17 protein-coding genes are annotated in these 15,957 nt (G+C 67.9%); 3 read left to right on the forward strand and 14 right to left on the reverse strand.

The window, feature by feature from the left end:
• Window positions 1–116 precede the first annotated feature (116 nt).
• From AC2YG9_RS10345 to AC2YG9_RS10375, 7 genes are all read right to left on the reverse strand, one after another.
• Window positions 117–2,450: a pesticin C-terminus-like muramidase gene (locus AC2YG9_RS10345; RefSeq protein ID WP_487297884.1), complete on the reverse strand. Its 2,334-nt coding sequence runs from the start codon at window positions 2,448–2,450 to the stop codon at window positions 117–119.
• The gene (locus AC2YG9_RS10350; protein WP_487297885.1) at window positions 2,451–2,900 is read right to left on the reverse strand and encodes a hypothetical protein; all 450 of its coding nucleotides are present in this window, start codon (window positions 2,898–2,900) and stop codon (window positions 2,451–2,453) included. It lies immediately after the preceding gene.
• 17 nt (window positions 2,901–2,917) lie between these two features.
• Window positions 2,918–3,409, reverse strand: a complete 492-nt coding sequence (locus AC2YG9_RS10355; protein WP_487297886.1) for a GNAT family N-acetyltransferase — start codon at window positions 3,407–3,409, stop codon at window positions 2,918–2,920.
• Window positions 3,399–5,687, reverse strand: coding sequence for a phage tail protein (locus AC2YG9_RS10360; RefSeq protein WP_487297887.1), 2,289 nt, complete (start codon window positions 5,685–5,687; stop codon window positions 3,399–3,401). The genes AC2YG9_RS10355 and AC2YG9_RS10360 overlap by 11 nt, the downstream gene beginning before the upstream one ends.
• Before the next feature lie 108 nt (window positions 5,688–5,795).
• A complete protein-coding gene (locus AC2YG9_RS10365) occupies window positions 5,796–6,398 on the reverse strand; it encodes a phage connector family protein (protein WP_487297888.1) in 603 nt (200 codons plus the stop codon).
• 150 nt (window positions 6,399–6,548) lie between these two features.
• Window positions 6,549–7,058, reverse strand: coding sequence for a hypothetical protein (locus AC2YG9_RS10370; RefSeq protein WP_487297889.1), 510 nt, complete (start codon window positions 7,056–7,058; stop codon window positions 6,549–6,551).
• Between the two features lie 211 nt (window positions 7,059–7,269).
• On the reverse strand, window positions 7,270–8,142 hold the full coding sequence (locus AC2YG9_RS10375) for a phage capsid protein (protein WP_487297890.1): 873 nt from the start codon (window positions 8,140–8,142) through the stop codon (window positions 7,270–7,272).
• Between the two features lie 382 nt (window positions 8,143–8,524).
• Between AC2YG9_RS10375 and AC2YG9_RS10380 the strand changes: the two genes are divergently transcribed.
• Entirely contained in the window at window positions 8,525–9,025 is a 501-nt protein-coding gene (locus tag AC2YG9_RS10380; protein ID WP_487297891.1) for a hypothetical protein, read from the forward strand.
• Between the two features lie 57 nt (window positions 9,026–9,082).
• Here AC2YG9_RS10380 and AC2YG9_RS10385 read toward each other — a convergent pair whose 3' ends face one another.
• The 3 genes from AC2YG9_RS10385 to AC2YG9_RS10395 all read right to left on the reverse strand — a co-directional run bounded on the left by AC2YG9_RS10385 (window position 9,083) and on the right by AC2YG9_RS10395 (window position 11,012).
• A complete protein-coding gene (locus AC2YG9_RS10385) occupies window positions 9,083–9,706 on the reverse strand; it encodes a hypothetical protein (RefSeq protein ID WP_487297892.1) in 624 nt (207 codons plus the stop codon).
• Between the two features lie 113 nt (window positions 9,707–9,819).
• Entirely contained in the window at window positions 9,820–10,245 is a 426-nt protein-coding gene (locus tag AC2YG9_RS10390) for a hypothetical protein (RefSeq protein ID WP_487297893.1), read from the reverse strand.
• A 179-nt stretch (window positions 10,246–10,424) separates the two neighbouring features.
• On the reverse strand, window positions 10,425–11,012 hold the full coding sequence (locus AC2YG9_RS10395) for a hypothetical protein (RefSeq protein ID WP_487297894.1): 588 nt from the start codon (window positions 11,010–11,012) through the stop codon (window positions 10,425–10,427).
• 100 nt (window positions 11,013–11,112) lie between these two features.
• On the opposite strand from AC2YG9_RS10395, the gene AC2YG9_RS10400 reads away from it, so the two are divergent.
• Both AC2YG9_RS10400 and AC2YG9_RS10405 read left to right on the forward strand, forming a co-directional pair.
• On the forward strand, window positions 11,113–11,673 hold the full coding sequence (locus AC2YG9_RS10400) for a hypothetical protein (protein ID WP_487297895.1): 561 nt from the start codon (window positions 11,113–11,115) through the stop codon (window positions 11,671–11,673).
• Between the two features lie 92 nt (window positions 11,674–11,765).
• On the forward strand, window positions 11,766–12,713 hold the full coding sequence (locus tag AC2YG9_RS10405; protein ID WP_487297896.1) for a hypothetical protein: 948 nt from the start codon (window positions 11,766–11,768) through the stop codon (window positions 12,711–12,713).
• 11 nt (window positions 12,714–12,724) lie between these two features.
• On the opposite strand, the gene AC2YG9_RS10410 is transcribed toward AC2YG9_RS10405, so the two are convergent.
• The 4 genes from AC2YG9_RS10410 to AC2YG9_RS10425 all read right to left on the reverse strand — a co-directional run bounded on the left by AC2YG9_RS10410 (window position 12,725) and on the right by AC2YG9_RS10425 (window position 15,823).
• A complete protein-coding gene (locus AC2YG9_RS10410; protein WP_487297897.1) occupies window positions 12,725–13,582 on the reverse strand; it encodes a hypothetical protein in 858 nt (285 codons plus the stop codon).
• Window positions 13,575–13,853, reverse strand: a complete 279-nt coding sequence (locus tag AC2YG9_RS10415) for a Bbp19 family protein (protein ID WP_487297898.1) — start codon at window positions 13,851–13,853, stop codon at window positions 13,575–13,577. Before AC2YG9_RS10415 ends, AC2YG9_RS10410 begins: the two co-directional genes overlap by 8 nt.
• On the reverse strand, window positions 13,850–15,490 hold the full coding sequence (locus AC2YG9_RS10420) for a portal protein (RefSeq protein WP_487297899.1): 1,641 nt from the start codon (window positions 15,488–15,490) through the stop codon (window positions 13,850–13,852). The genes AC2YG9_RS10415 and AC2YG9_RS10420 overlap by 4 nt, the downstream gene beginning before the upstream one ends.
• A gap of 153 nt (window positions 15,491–15,643) precedes the next feature.
• Window positions 15,644–15,823 (reverse strand): hypothetical protein, encoded by a 180-nt coding sequence (locus tag AC2YG9_RS10425; protein WP_487297900.1) that lies wholly within the window; start codon window positions 15,821–15,823, stop codon window positions 15,644–15,646.
• Window positions 15,824–15,957: the final 134 nt, after the last annotated feature.

Consider the following 15,957-nt stretch of genomic DNA (forward strand, 5'->3'; position numbering starts at 1 on the left):
CGCAGGCCGGAAGCAACAGAGCTGCGGCCAAGACCAGTCCAACAACCTGACGCATAGTGTTCATGAGGGAAATCCAGCAAGATTTCCGCAAACAAAACGGGAACAAATCGGCGACGTCAAGGGGTCTTCTTGACCGAAGCCCTGGCGCCCGGCTTGGGCGCTCTGCCGGGCTTCGGAGCCCCCTTGGCCGCGGGCTTCGGCGGCGCCTTGGGCATGGCCGGCGGCGGGCGCTTCGGTGGCTTCGGCGTCGGCGGCGGCAGGGGTTTCAGCGCCGTACCGGGCTTCAGCTTCAGGCGACCGGCAGTAATGGCGTCTCGGATCTTCTGGGCGTCCGCCGGTCGCCGGGTGTCCGGTAGATCCTTGGGGAATCCATACCGCAGTTCGTTCTCAACCGCCGCCCAGTCGCCGGTCGTGGCCGCCAGCCAGAGCTTCGGCGCCGTCTTCTTCGGATTCGACGTGCCGTGCTGCAGAAAGAGGCTGAAGAGCACGGTCTGGGCGTCCCTGGGCAGATCCTGAAACCGTCCGATCTTGGTGTCGCGGTTGTAGTCGCCCATGAGTTGCGCCAGCTCCCAGGCGTGCGACGCCCTGGTCACCGTCTCGGCCTCCTCCGGGGTCAGCACCAGCGGCTTGCCCTTGAGCAGCGCGTCGGCGGCTGGACCCTTGGCGCCCAGATACGGCTTGAGCTTCTCAAACAGCACCGGGTCCAGGTTCATCTCCCGGAGCTCCTTCAGCCCTTTCTGACCGAGATCGACTCCGGTGCCGATCGTCACGCCGCTGCCGCTGGACGGAACATAGCCGACCGTCTTTGGCGGATTTGGCACGCCGTTGGTTAGATCGTTCTCCCATCGTTCGATGTAGGGCTGCTCGATGTCGGCGCCCTTGAGGACCCAATCCAGGATCGCCTGATACTGCTTCTCCTCCCGATCCAGTTGGGCGTTCTCCTCGGCCTCCCGCCGCCGTTCCTCCTTTCGCCACGGCTGAAAGAAGTCCAGCACGCCCTGCATGCCGTCGCCACAGGCCGCCCGCAGGGCCGCGTCGCTGAGCGGCCCGTCCGCCAGCAGGCGGGCCTGATCCATGCCCCGCTGGCCCGCGACCCGCGCGGCCCAGGCCTGGTCGTCGTCCAGATCGAGCCCGGCCGTCACGCCATCGATGATCCGCGCATCCTGCGCGAAGCGGGCCTGCCGCGCCTCCCAGCCTGGGGCCCGGGCCGCGATCTGCTGCTCCCGCCAATAGGCGTATCGCGCCGGCGTCAACCGGCTCGCCAGGGGACCAAGGTCAAGCCCCCGGAAGCCTTCCGGATCCTTTCCGGCCATGGTCTTCAGCAGGGTTTCGACCTTGGGGTCCGGCTCGCGCCACGGCGCTTCGAAATAGTCCCGCACGGCCTGTTGCTGCCAGTCGGCCAGGGCGCCCCAGGTTCCGGGATCGAGTTGCGTCCAGCCGGTGACGGCGGAATCCGGCGTCAGTTGGTCGGCCACCGCCGACCACGCCGCATCCTCGCGCGTCTCCCGCGCCCGTTGCGCCCGCCCCCAGGCGCCGATGGCCGCGCCGCGATAGGCCGCCACCCGATCCGGCGAGGACCCTGCGAGGTTTTCGGCCTCCGCCAGCAGCCCCTCCAGGTCGTCTTCCACACCCTCGTGCCCGGCCGCCAGTCGCTGCAGGTCCTGCTGTGCGGCGCGTCGGGTCTGTTCGGCCTCGATCTCGGTTCGCAGCCGCCCCTGCGCACGCTCTTCCAGCACCCCGCCCTCGGTTTCCAGAAGCCTGGCCGCGCGCGCGGGATCGGCGGCCAGGGTCAGCCGGATCCGCCGCCCGACCGCCTCGCCCAACAGCTCGCGACGGCTGGCGTCGATCGTTTCGACGCCGGCGCCCATGGCCGCCAGCCGCTCCGACAGTTCGCCGATCGCCGACCCCAGGGCGGCCCGCGCCTGGTCCGGGGCGCTGTCGGCCAGCTGCACATACTCATCGACGCCAAGCGCCTGGCGATCCTCCGACAGCCGATGCGCCATCGCCCGCAGCTCCGCCTCGGCGAGACGCGCACCGGCCGCCGCATAGCCTGCCTCGCGGGGCCCGCTCAGTCTGTCGAACACCGCCCGGGCGGCCGGCGCCAGGCCCTGGCCCGCCGCGTCACGCGATCTGGCGACAGCCTGGAGGTCGGCGTCCGGCCGTTCCAGCTGCCGTCGGCGCCAGACCAGGTCCCGCGCCTTGGCGTCGACCACCTCGGTCGAGGGGGTGGGTCGGTTCTCCGGGTTGGAGGTTCCCCGCCGCGGCCGCTCCGCCGGCGCCTCCGGCGTCCCGTTCAGCGCCTGAACGCCATCGAGGATCGCGCCACCCGCCCTGGCGGCCTGGGCGAGCAGCCGCCAGTCTTCGCCGCCCGGCGGCGCATAGGCGCCGGCATAGTTCAGTCCGCCGACGGAGGGTCCGCCGCGCGGTTGGTATCGCGGAATGATCGGCATCTACCAGCCCCTCGCTTCGTGGCCCGTGATGTTCGAGAACCGGCTCTGATGCCGGTTGAAAGACGACAGGCCGCCGAGACCCCGCTTGCCGAACACCCGCTGCATGCCGCTCACCTGCTCGGCGCCCAGCAGGTCGGCCTGGTTGTCGTACTCGGCCATCTTCAGCCGGCCCTCGTAACGTTCGTTCAGGGCGTCGAGCTCGGCCAGCGCCGCGTCCTGCGCCGCGATCAGGCCATTCGAGCCGCCCATCCCCGTGCCGCTCTCGGCGATCGCCGCCGCCTGCGCGCCCAGCACCTGGTTCGACTGCCGCCGCATCGCCTCCCGCCGCATGGCGCTTTGCTCGCCGACCGTGCGGGCGTTCTCGCGCGCCACCTGGCTGGAAAAGGCGCGCTGCGCGGCCGTAGCCTGCCCGTCGGCAACGCCGCCGGCCACGCCGGCGACCGAACTCACAATATTCAGGACTGCGCCTACCCAGGCCATGTCTGCGTCTCTCCATGGGTGTTTTCCGGCCGCAACGGCTGTTCGGAATGAGTGTCGGGAAAGGTGATCGACCAACGCATCGCGTCGCCGCCCTCATCGCAGAAGGCCCACATTCGCCCTTCGCAACGGAAGCCGAGCAGCCGCGTCCAGCGCGCCGCCGGCAGGAAGTCCACCGCCGTCACCGCCTCGATCCGGCGAAACGGCGCGGTCTCGAAATAGCGGCGCACGGCCCGGGTGGCGGCCAGCATCGCCGACCCCGCGTCCTGGGCCAGCAGCGCCCAGGCCTCCCCCCGGCCACCGCCGCGGTCGATGACGCCACCGCAACCGATGATCCGGCGCTCGTCCCGGAGCGTCCACGCCAGGCCCGTAGCCTCCAGCGCCGCCCCGGCCTCCCCGTCGATCCTCCCCCGCCAGGCCGCCTGGGCCGGCTGCAGGGTCAGGGCCTGGAGGTGGACCGCCCGGAACGGCTCAACCTTCATAGGTCACCAGCTCCGGATAGAGCCCGATCAGCGTGAAAGGAAAGCCGTCATCCCCCTCGAAGGCGATGGTCGCCGCCCCGTCGTAGCCGCCGGGAAAAGTCATCCCGATATCGCCGCTGGTCAGGGGCGGCGGCGCATCCATGGCCTCGCTCGGCTGGCGGTGCTGCAGCGGATCGCACTGCCCTGGCGCCGGCCCGAACCGTCCACCCAGGCTGTCCAGCAGCCGCACCGTCAGGGCGTGCACACGCTTGAGCCGCCCCTGGGCGCTGCCCGCCGCGGCTCCGGCTTCCAGCGGCATCAGCTGGCCGGCGTAGGGCGCCGCCAGACCGACGACGGCCTTGCTCGCCGCCGCCTGCAGACTGATCGCCCCGTCCGTCACCAGCCGGTCCGGATGGGCCGCGCCGTCGGCCTTCACGGTGACGGTCTCGCCCTCCAGGTGCTGAAGCCCCGACAGGGTCGTCGTCGCCGCGCCTTCGTAGGTCAGGGCGCTGGCTGCATAGATGCTCAGGGCCTGGTCGTCCCCGGCTTCGTATTCCGCCGCCAGCCGTTCGACATAGCGCCGAGTCTGACCATCGATCTGTCGACGGACGATCAGCCAGACGTCGTCCCGGCCCCCAGGAACGCCAGGACTCCCGGGCGAGGGGATCACCGCCACCGATTCCACGGCGCCCGCCAACTGGTGGCGCCGCCAGGCGAACACCCTGTCCTCCATCTGCAGGGTCAGGGCCTCCAGCCCGCCCTCGCCGGTCACGCACCAGACGCTCTCATGCGGCGTCTGCTGCCAGGCCATGGCCACGATCGGAGACCGAAGCTGGCCGCGATACTTGTTGAGGTCCAGGGCCTCGTATCCGTCCTGGGCCGGAACCAGCAGCCTCAGCCGCCGGCCCAACTTCTCGACGAACACCACGCCGGCCCCGACCTGCACCGGCTCGACCCCGACCCCGCCCCACCCCGTTTCCGGATCCTGCTGGGTGTTGCCGGGTCCGTAGGCCTGACTGCTGGTCTGGGCCCTGAGGCTGTGCTCGCCGCCGCCGGCCCCGATGAACAGCACCGACCGGGTCGGCGTCACCCATTCGATGGGATTGCCCTGGGCCGATTGGATGGACAGCACCACGGCGCTGTCGGGCAGCACCTCGCCATGCTCCCGCGCCTCGAAGTTCGCAAAATCCCCGGCGGTCGAATGCCAGACCTGCTGTCCCCGGAACCAGCTCAGCCGCTCGCGGAAGAAGCAGACATTGTCGGGCCATCCGGCCGCCGCCGACCAGGCCCCGAAGGCCCAGCGATGGCTGGCCTGTGTCGTCAGCTCGTCGGGCAGCCGCGCCAGGACCTCTCCCGTCGCCTCCGTCGGGCTGGTCACGCCGGTGATCCGCACATGGCCATAGCCGGAATGCAGATACGCCCACTCCACCCCGATCGAGCCGACCGCCCCGTCGCCCTTCTGCTCCTCGCCGGTGCCGTCCCAGTATTTGCCGCGCGTGTGGACCGGCAGCTCCTCGCCGCAGATCGCGGGCTTGTCTGTGGTGTCGACCGGTCCGACCTGGGTGCAGAGATAGTGGCGCCAGTCGGCCCGCCTGCGGTCGCCGACGTCGGTGGTCGTCCGCACCTGCCAGGCCCGCACGTCCGCCCCGTCCTCGAGCTCCAGCTCGAACAGTCCGCCGACATGGCCGGCTTCGAAGATGTCGCCGCTCGCCGTCAGGGTCACGGTCCCGCCGACCGTCAACGTCCCCGCCGCCGACACCGTCAGGGCCTCGTCGATATTGGCGTCCTGGAACGGCCCGCCCTTGGCCTCGAACAGCTCCAGCGCCCAGGTCACGTTATCGAGCCGCTTCAGCACGCGCGGCGCATGCCCGGCGCAGGCCAGATAGACGACATCCCCCGACTGCTCGAACCGCACGCCGAAACTGCCGTCGGCCCGGGTCAGGTCGACGCCGAGGTACGGGCTCTCGATCTCGACGATCTCCTCGGTGCCCCCCTCTTCGGAAAATGTCACCAGCCGCCCGTGATCGCGGAAGAAGCGGATGTAGCCCGGTCCGAACTCCAGCACGAAGGCGTCAGCCTGGCTGAACACGAAGGGCGCCAGCCAGCACCGGGCGGCGCTGTCCTTGACCTCGCCGACGAACACACTGCCCGCCGCCCGCTGCAGGGCGCCCTGCACACGCGGAATGAGGTTGTCGCAGCGGACCAGGCCCGACTGCCACTTCTCCAGGTCCGGCCGCCCGCCCAGCAGGGGGGACAGCAGCCCGGCGTTGAAACCGGTGATGGCGGGATTGGCTTTCATCTTGGCTCCATGCCTCCCCCATTGGGGGGTGAGGCGGACGCGCCGAACGACCGCCCGCAAAGCGGGTGGTGGTGGGGGCAGCGCCGGGGTCGGTGGTTCTCGCCGGCGTTAAAGCCTGGCCAGAACCCACGCCCCGTCGGGCGCGGTTTCCGGAGCCATCTCGATGGCGTTGACCCGGACGGCCTCGCGCACGGCCAGCTGATAGTCGCGCATAGCCGCTTCCTTCTTGCCGGACGACTGGGTCAGCTTCTCGGCCAGGTCGAAGGCCAGCCGACAGGCGACGGCCTCGGCGAACAGCGGATCCCAGCCCGCCACATCCTCGGCCCGGCGCACATAGCGGACCTCCAGCGGCGCGGCCGCGTCGGTCAGGATCCGCCCGCCCTCCAGCGCAAAGGCCGGTTGCGAGGCGCCCTGACAGTCGGCCAGGCCCGGTGTCACCGCCACCCCGCCGACCTCGACCAGCCGCAGACAGTCCGTAGGCAGAGGAAATGACCGCGCATAGCCGAACGTCGGCGCGGTTGCCTCCGCGCTCAGCCGCGCCCGGGCCATGGCGAAATGCCAGCGGTTGGCCCGCAGGCACAGGTCCCGCACATCGGCGAACCGGCTCTTCAGCCAGCGCGCCCGGTCGTCGGGATCATCGAACGACAGCACCGCGCCCTGGCCCAGCTTGCCAAGCGCCGCATTGCCGACCGCGGTGGGAGATGTGGGCATCTGCACTTCCGTCTGTGAGGTTCCAGTTCCTCCCCCATCGGGGGAGGGGGACCATCGCCGAAGGCGATGGTGGAGGGGGTCCCCACCGCCGGTAGCGGACCCCCTCAGTCACCGCCTTCGGCGGCGACAGCTCCCCCGAGGGGGGAGCAGCTAGTACCCGCCGGTGAACCGCACCCGCAGGCTGACGGTCCCGGCCGCGGTGCCGACCGTCGAACCGGTGAAGGCCAGGTCGTAGTCGATCTGCGGATCGGCGCTGAGGCCAAGCAGTTCCCACAGCCGCTTCTCGATCTTGGCCACATCGGTGGCGGCGCTCTCGAACGTCACATCCGTGCCGGCGGTCGTGGCGCTGGCCAGGCTGATCGCCGAAGCGAAGAGGTCGGCGTCGACCACCGTCCCGCCATCGTCGGCGGTGCGATAGAGGCCGAGGTCGAACCCGGTCCCGCCGGTGATGGCGTCATTGAACACAGTCAGCTGGCTGACCCGGTCCGAGCTGCGCAGCCGCGCCATGCGGTACACGGAGGTATCGTCATCGGCGGCCGCGATCTCGACCGTCCCGACCGCCTCGAACAGCGGCCCCCGCACCAGATGGGCGGGACTGGGCACACGCGGGCTGGCGTCACGGTTGGAAACGGCGGTGGATTTGGTGTTGGCGATAGCCATGGAGAATTTCCCTGAATGATCCCTTCTCCCGCTTGCCGGGAGAAGGTGGGCCGCGCAGCGGCTCGGATGAGGGCAGCACCGGCGGATCAGGACGGGCGCGTTCTGGCGCGTTCAGCATTGTCGCAAGCCTTCGCAGGCTGGCGCTGCCCTCATCCGTCGGCTTCGCCGCCACCTTCTCCCGGCAAGCGGGAGAAGGGCGGCCTTCGGCCGCCTAGCTCTCGGTGCAGAGCACCTCGACGACCTTCTTCTCTTCAGTCCGCGTCGCCCCGATGGTCACCGAGCCGGTCACCTCCATCGGGTTGCCCTCCAGGTCACGGCGCGGGCCGATGTCGGTGGCCACGTCCGACCAGATACCCAGATGCATGCCGCTCTTGGCGTAGATCGGCACCCGGCGGTTGGCGCCCGACAGGGTCAGCCGCTCGCAATGCACGAACTCGATACCCAGGAAGCGGGTGATGATCCCCTCCTTCAGCACCGGCCGGTCGCCGCCGTTGAAGTCGGCGCTGGTGATCTCGATCTCGCCAAGCAGGGCGTCGTGCTGGACCGAATTGACCACACAGACGATCGGGTCATTGGCCAGGTCGACCTCGTTGGCCATCAGGATCTTCTTGGCCGCACGCAGCTTCTCGAAGGTCAGGCCGACGCCGCCGGCCGCCACCTGCTGCCCGGCCGGGAAGGACGTCGTCGTCCCGCCCTGCTTGCCTGTGCGCGCATCGGCGAAGAAGGCGCGAATGATCTCGTCGTCGATGCGCCGGCCGAGGCTGGCGGTGCAGGCCTGGACCAGCGGGTTCTGCGGGTCCGAGGCGGTCTGCAACAGGTCGATGTTGTCGACGATGTCGCTCCAGTCGAAGAAGCGCGGATAGGCCCAACGCCGGTCGACGGGCGTGTTGGCGCTCTCCTTGGGCACCGCGCGGCCGGTGCGCTCACGCGCCTCGGTGACGCCGTACTGGTCGACGGGCGAGGCGCCCTCGCCCTTGTGGCTGCCGACCATCACATGATTTCGGAGCTTGGAGCCGCGCTGTTGCAGAAGCAGGCTCGCGGTCTTGGCGAACTCGATACGGTATTGGGCTGAGAAGTCCGTCATGGACGCAGGATCTCCATATCCTCCCCCTCCGGGGGAGGGGGACCGCGCGAAGCGTGGTGGTGGGGGAAGAGGCGCGCTTGCGCGCCGATGGGTTGATAGCTGAACCGATCGGCTTGTCCGCATCGCCTGCGGGTCCGTGTCCCGCTTGGGGGCGGGGAAACTTTGGGGAGGCGCTCCTTATCGAAGCGGCTCACCTATTATACCGTAACTCCCGCGCAATAGCCCTTCGAGAGAGGAACGCGGGCCAACGTCGTATCGACGGCTTGGAAACGGCCGAACCGTTTGACACGCCCGACATCTCCGCTAGCAAGTACACCTCAAATGCTTAGCGGATATATTCTGCCTTAGATTCAACCAGCGGCAGAACTCGGAAGGATTTTCAATGCGCCAGTTCAAGCTTGTCTTGTTTGCGGCAGCGGTCGCTCTTTCCGGTCCGGTAGCGGCCCAGCCTCAACAAACACCGGAGACAGCTCAGCAATTTCTAGGAATCACCAGCCAGAATATTCGCTTTGAGATCGAAATGATAAACGGCAGGCTTGTCTATGATAAGTCGGTTGTTTTATGGATGGCGAAGAAGGACGACAACTGCATAACCAGTGCTGAAGTTGTTCTAGATTATCAGTATGAGAATTTAGGTGGAACCAGGTACACCCCTATAAAAGAGAGAAAGTTATATTACATCAATTGGAAGGATGTTGCCGAAGTCAAACAGGAAACAAACCGGGTTCACGTTACGTTTAAGGGGACGTCGAATAGTAATGGATATCATTGCTGCCGAAAGTTCCGTTTCCAATACCCCACTGAAGCGCTGGCTACCCGGACCACGTTCGCTATGGAGTTCCTGCGGCAGGAATGTGATCCCACCGCAGGCTTGGCGTTTTAGGCAGTGGGGGGACTTTGCTGAATTCCATGGTGAGAGGTCGCCTTCGGAACCTCTGCGTCAGAACCCGGTCTCGCCAAGGCGGTCACATGATGCGCGCAGGAATTCCATCGCGTAGCCGAGCCGCGCCGCCAACGCCTCACTGGGCAGGTTGAACTTCAGCGCTGGCTCCATTCCGGTGACATAGACCGATGTCCCGGCGACCTTGACTTCAGCGATCTTGTCCCAATGCAGCTCGGGCGCTGTCAGTTTTGGTATGTTGTACCAGGATCCGATATTCAGACCCTCTTGCCACGGGTTGCCGCCCACTCCCCAGTGGCTGACCATGGTCCAGCATATCCTCTCTCCCTCGCCCTTCCAGACCGAGTGAACGGCAAATGCCGGAAAGTGACGCCGCTCAATCCGCGATCCGCCACAACCGACATTCTGGCCTTGCCAGCGGCAGAGTTCGATCTTCGCCTCGAACATGTTGAAGTCCGGCATGCCGGCATCCCGCCGTTCGAGTGTGATACCGCCTTGAGTCAGGACCTTGGTGATAAATTCCTGGGCGCCCTGCTGTGTCTGTTCGGGCGGTTGGGCGACTGCCGGGGTTTGGAACAATGCCGATGCCAGCAGCACGACCGCAGCCAATACCGTCCTGCGCTCGGAAGAGCGGCCACTCAGGAGCCAACGTTCAGTCACCATTTCCTCCCCCGTCGTCGCGGTGCCTTACCCGGGCACAGGACGTCATCAAACCACCGCTTGCCGTCTACAGCCGCCACGGGCGAATGCCCTTGGGCCTACACATAGAGCCCCTGTCAGGCCGGGCAAACCGGGATCCCTGGCCTGCCTTCTGCCTTCCGCTTCTCCTCGGCCTCGCGGAGCTTCACTTCTTGCGGCGATCCATAAACAAGGTTGCAGATGCCGCGCTTCTTGGCGGGTGGACGGGCCTTCTCGGCTGCAATCTTCATATCGACGAACCGCTCGGCCTCAAGCCGTCGGCCTGGTCCGATGGTCTTCAGCCTTTCATCGATCATGGCCTGCCGACGTGCGGCCGCCTCTGCGGCCAGCCGCCGGTCTTCGGCGGCCCGCGCATCGGCTTCGCGACGAATGGCCGCCTGTTTTGCCTTGAGCGCGTTCGCCTCCGCCTCGGCCTGGCTTCGTTGGGCGGGCGTCGGATTTCTGACGCAGTAGCCATTGATTTCCACGCCGCCATAGACTGAGCAAGGCAGTGCATAGGACACCTCACCATTGCCAGACGGACCGCCTCGGTCCTGGCTGGCGACTGGAGACGCCAATAGCAAGCCACCTAAAAGCATAGGAACAATGATCGCTCTACCCGAGCCAGCGATTGTTTTGGGCGCGAAACGCTCTCGTATTCCTCTAGAGGATCTCATTTGAAAGGTCCTTGATCGGGTGAAGTCTAAGCCGGACAGACGGGAATGCCCGGCCGGCCTTCTGCCTTCCGCTTCTCCTCGGCCTCGCGGAGCTTCACTTCTTGCGGCGATCCATAAACCAGGTTGCAGATACCGCGCTTCTTGGCCGGCGGCCGGGCATTTTCGGCTGCAATCTTCATATCGACGTACCGCTCAGCCTCCAGACGCCGGGCCGGCCCCAGGACCTTTACCCGCTCGTCGATCATGGCTTGTCGACGAGCAGCGGCCTCCGCGTTCAACCGACGGTCTTCTTCAAGCCGCGCAGCCGCCTCCTGGCGCGCCTTCAGCTCGTCTGGGCTGAGCGGCACGCACATCGTGTCCCAACCATACCGGCTTGAGAGTGGGCAGTAGTAGGTTTTGCTGTTGTCGCACGCGTGGAGGAACACTGTGTTCGCCGAATAGCCTTCGGTGCATTGGGCGTTGGTCGGATAAATTCGCCCGTTTTGGCTGTGCCCTGTCGAGGGCGTGGCCACAGGAGCGACGAGCAAAGCCGCCACCAGTCCGGCGCTGACCAATCGCAACAAGGAATTCATCTCGCTTCCCGTCAGATTTTCGCCCTCCAGGGGCAACACCAATGGTCACATCCGAACTTTGGAAAGTCCAATACTCGTCTGCGCCGATGGAGCCACAATGCCTGTACCGACCCTAACGGCCCCGGTGATTTGAGGACCGACCATGGCCCCGCCCGATACGCAGATTGAGAGCCCGGCCGAACGGGAGGCGCGCGTCCGCCGCAAGAACCGCAGGATGATCCCCTGGATCATCACCGCCGTCCTCGCGCCATTCATCGTCCTGGCCGCTCTGATGGCCGTGATCCTCGGCCCGGCGCTGATCAAGGTGAACGAGATCATGCACGAAGCCCCCGCCGGCAAGGCGACACCGACCAGCACGACACCGCAACCGATCACGGGCGACTTCGACCGGGACGGCCAGCCAGACACCGCCTCTCTGGAGGCTAGCGGCGAAACGCGCCAACTGGTCATCCGTGGCTCCGCCGGCGAGGGCGAGGTACGCCTGCCCTTCTACGGCGTTCTCGAGAACAGCTATCTGGAGAAGGCCCTGCCCGGAACCTTCAAGACCGCCTGCGGCAAGGGCCACGGTGATCCGGGCACGGTCTGCGCCATCGAAGACGTCACCCTCTCCGGCGACGTTATGGTCTACGGCACACAGGAATCGACCGCCTTCGTCGCCGTGTGGGACGGCAGCACCTTCCACGAGGTCCAGATCTCCGACTGACGGTCGCCCGCCACCCCCTGATTTTGGGGACGACGGCAATCTCCGGGAAATCTACTCAAAGTGCGCAACTGCCGCACCGCCGGAGTCCCGTCATGAAGAAGCTCGCCCTCGCCGCCGCCATCGCCGCGACCCTGACCCTCGGGGTCGGCGTTGCCCTGGCCGCCCAGACCTTCCCGATCAAGATGGCGAGCCACGACAAGGGCTACTTCAAGGGCTCGAACGCCATCGTCCTGCCCACCTACCAGATCACCTTCATCACCGAGAACCAGGCCACCGCCGTCGGCGGCGGCGCCCGCGCCCGCAACACCAAGGTGCTGGCCGGCGTCGACGAGGCCACCATGCGCAAGCTGGCCGACGAGGCCCATGCCGACCTGCGCGCCCAGTTCGCCGCCGCCGGCCTGCCCGTCGCCTCCGACGAGACGGCGCAGGCGATGATCGCCGCCAACACCATCCCGCTGCAGCCCGGCAACCGCCATGTGGTCGAGGCCCGGGGCGGCATCACCGTCAACAAGAGCCTGCGCCAGAGCTACATCTCGGTCGGCGCCACCAACGCTCCGCTGCTCGCGCCCTACAAGGCCGACCTCAGCGGCGCCAGCTTCATGGACATGACTCCGTTCAACAATCGCCTGGTCAAAGGCCAGCCCAACGGAACCCTGGCCGTCATTCCCAACCTGGTGATCGACTTCGCCAACATGTCCGCCGCCGTCCAGAGCGGCTCCAAAAGGAACACCGCCAGCGCCGGCGGCTCGGCCGTCTTCGGCATCCGCGGCGTCGCCTCGGGCATCATCTTCGCCAAGGCCTTCGGCAAGAACAACGTCTTCGCCTTCTTCGTCCGCCCGGAGGCCGACTACGGCGTCGGCACGCCTTTCGCCCGCGACGAGGCCGGCGCCGCCGACGTCGCGCCCCTCTCGGTCATGGGCGAGAGCGTGGCGCGCGGCGATGCGGTGATCGTCGACCTGCCGGCCTGGGAAAACCTCGTCCGCGCCGCCTACCGCGACTACAACGCCTCGATCGTGGCTGCGACGCTGAAGGGCAAGTGAGCGCCTGACGCTCACCCCCCGGCGATCTTCGTCAGCCGCGACCACTCCGCCTTCTCGTCCGCCCCGCCGGCCATCCAGCGGGCCTGCCAGGCCTGGTCGCGTCGCAGCGAGGCGATACGGCTCTCGGCCTGTTCGCGGCTCAGTCCGAAGCCCGAACGGCCCTCGCCCTCGATGAAGCGGTCCTCGGCCAGCCCCTCGCCGATCTTCGCGAACAGCTCGACCGTGCGGCGCGTGCCCAGCCCCGCCTCGATGCTCGCCATCTCCTGGCGCGTCAGGCCAAAGGTGAGCGCGCCCCGCCGGAATGTCTCGGTGTTCTGGGCGAACCTCGGCCCCCATTCGCGCTGGAGGTCGATCCAGTCGGCCTGGCTTTGCGCTTCGAAAGCTTCCTGCGCTGCCGCCTCGCGCTGGCCGACATAGGTGTTCCACTTCTCGGCCAGGGCGGCGGCCCGGGCCTTGCCGACCCCGGCCTCGAACAGCCACTCGGCCGCCTGGCCGCTGAACTCCGGGTCCGCCCCGGCCAACTCGCCAAAGCCGTAGTCGGCCGCCGTCTCCGGCCGCCCCAGCGCCGCGAACGCCCGGTCGTAGCCCTCGGCGTCATCCTCCCCGGTCGGCAGCGGCACGCGCCCGGACGACATCATCCGCTCCAGCGAGGCGAAGCTGGCGCCCAGCGCCTGCACGTCCTTGAAGCCCTTGCGCTCCATATAGCCGCGTGTCGCCTCGTCGCTGAAATGGTCGAGGAAGGCGGGCGCGCCAGCCCCTTCGCCCGAGGCCCCCGCGCCCGAGGCCCCCGCACTAGGCGCCTCGCCTTCGCGGTCGTCCAGCAGCGTCTCGATCGACAGCACCGGCGTGGTTTGGACTTGCTCACTCATCAATGGCCTCTTCCTTCAGGTTGAACAGGGTCCGGTCGTCGATGGCGACCATGGCGCGGATGCGGTTGAACACCTCCTGGCGCCCGACCAGCCGCATCGAAGCCAGCGGATCGACCGCCCCGTCGGTGTTTCGCGCCACCGGCGCCTCGGGAACCATGCAGAAGCGCTTCAGGTCGGCCAGCACAGCCCGCGCCTCGCCCTGGGCGCCGTCGCCGAACAGGCTCTGATAGGCGCGCTTGCGGCGCAGCAACGGGTGCAGGATGTCCATCATTGCCCCTCCGGCAGCCCGGCCGCCGCCGCATCCCTGGCCACGCCCGCCACCTGGCCCGGCGCCCCCAGCATCGCCCGCAGCTGGGCCATCGCCCCGTCCTGCTCCGCCATCGCCGCCATGTCCTCGGCACTGCGCAACAGCCCGGCCGGCGCGCCGCGGATTTCGGCCAGCCGCCGCAGGGTCTCGGGGCCCTTGATCATCTTCACCGCCGAGGGGTCGAACTGGCCGACCGCCGCCGCATCCTCGAGCAGCCGCAGGATCGCCACCCCCTCGTCGCTCTTCTGGGCCCGGGCCAGCGGCGAGGTGTAGTCGATGTCGGCCACGACATCCTCGAACGCCGCCAGCTCCGGCGGCATGTCCGGCAGGGCGCCCGCCCCGGCCAGGATGTCCAGCTCCGCCTGGACCAGCGGCCCCAGCAGCTCCGACTGCAGCCGCCCCATCACCGGGGCCAGCAGCGCGCCCTTCTCCTGGGCCCGCAGCATGGCCTCGGTGGCCGTCATCTGCGGTGTCTCGACCAGGATCTGGAACAGGGTGACCAGGAAGGCCTGGTTGATCGACTCCCGGGTCTGATTGATCATTTCCAGGGTGATCGGCAGGTTGCCCCCGATATTCAGGGGACGGACGAGTTCCTTGCCGTCCTGCGACAAGGCCCCGCGATTGACGGTTCCCGGGGCCAGCCTGAAGGCGGTCAGCCCGCCCTCGTCCGACAGCAACAGCGGCGGCTCGGCGATCATCTGGCCGGTGCGCAGCAGGGTCTTCTGTTGTTCGTTGACCGTCTTGATATCGGCCAGCACCGTCATCGCCGGCCCGCGCCCGTAGATTTCGCGCGGCGCCGTCACATAGCGCGCCACCGCATAGCGCAGGGTCCTGTAGCCCTGCTCCTTGAGCAGTTTGCGGCCCTCGAAGCTGACATACCAGCTGGCGAAGGCCATCCCCCGCCAGTCCTTGCGCGACCAGTCGGCGTCCTCGCGCGGCCCGACGCAGTGGATCAGTTCGAACTTTCGGTGCGGCTCGTCCTCGGCCGCCCGCCGGATGCTGTCCGGGGTCTCGTCGCCGAACCGCTGAACCCACTGGCGCGCGGTCAGCTCGAACTTGCGGTGCACCGTATCAACCTGGCCCTGGAAGTTCTCGGCGAACCAGGTCTCGGCGAACGGGATGGAGCGATACCGCAGCCCGCCGCCTTCCGCCTCATCGACGAACAGCGTCCCGTTCCCGAAGGCCCCCAGGCCGACATACGTCTCGTGCGCCTGCGAGGCGAAGTTGGCGCCCGCCGCATAGCGGGCCGAGAACAGCGTCTCGTTGACCTGCCCCAGCCAGGCCCGCACCCCCTCGGGCAGCGCCGCCGGCCGTCCCTGCCGGTCCCGCCACTTTCGTATGGCGAGTTCGTGCCAGCGGCTGGCGCGCGGGGTCAGCATGCTCTCGATGGCGGCGGCGAACTTGTCGAGCGCCAGCGGCGCGGTGCTGTCGAACACCTTCTCCGACCGCCAGGCCGCCGCCCCGCTCTGGCGGCCGGTGAAGTCCCGTTGCCGGGTCAACACCCGCTCGGCCACCTCCTGGCAGACACCATCCAGCGGGGCCCGCTCGGCCTCCATACGGGCCTGGCGGCGCAACACCTCTTCGGCGCGACTGTCGGTCATTGAATGCTCCGGGCGCACGGGTTCGCAGGCCGGCGGAGGAGGCCTCCGCCGCGCGTCGTCCGTGGTCTGTCTGTGTTGGAGCCGCTTATCGAAGCGGCGGGACTATTATCCCACGTCGGCGGGGAAACAGGAAAATCGACGGCCCGCCGTCCTTCAGCCCATCAGCACCTTGGTCGCCACCCCGCCGGCGCTGCGGCCCAGCGCGTTCGACAGGAAGGTGGCGCCCCGCCCCTGACGCCGGCGCAGGCGGTCGGCCTCCTCGGCCCGCTGGCGGGCGTCGTTGATGGTCGGCGGCGGCGGGGCCGGGCGCGGCGGCTTGATGTCCGGTTCCATGGTCTCTCCTTATCGAAGCGGTGAAACCATTATCCCACGTCCAGACCCCGCAAGCCCCCAAAGCCCTCTGGCGCCCAGCCGACATAACGCCGGTCTCCGCCCTTAACCCAATCTTGGTAGCAAACCGGCATGAT

Source organism: Caulobacter sp. SRI_014, from assembly GCF_057586315.1.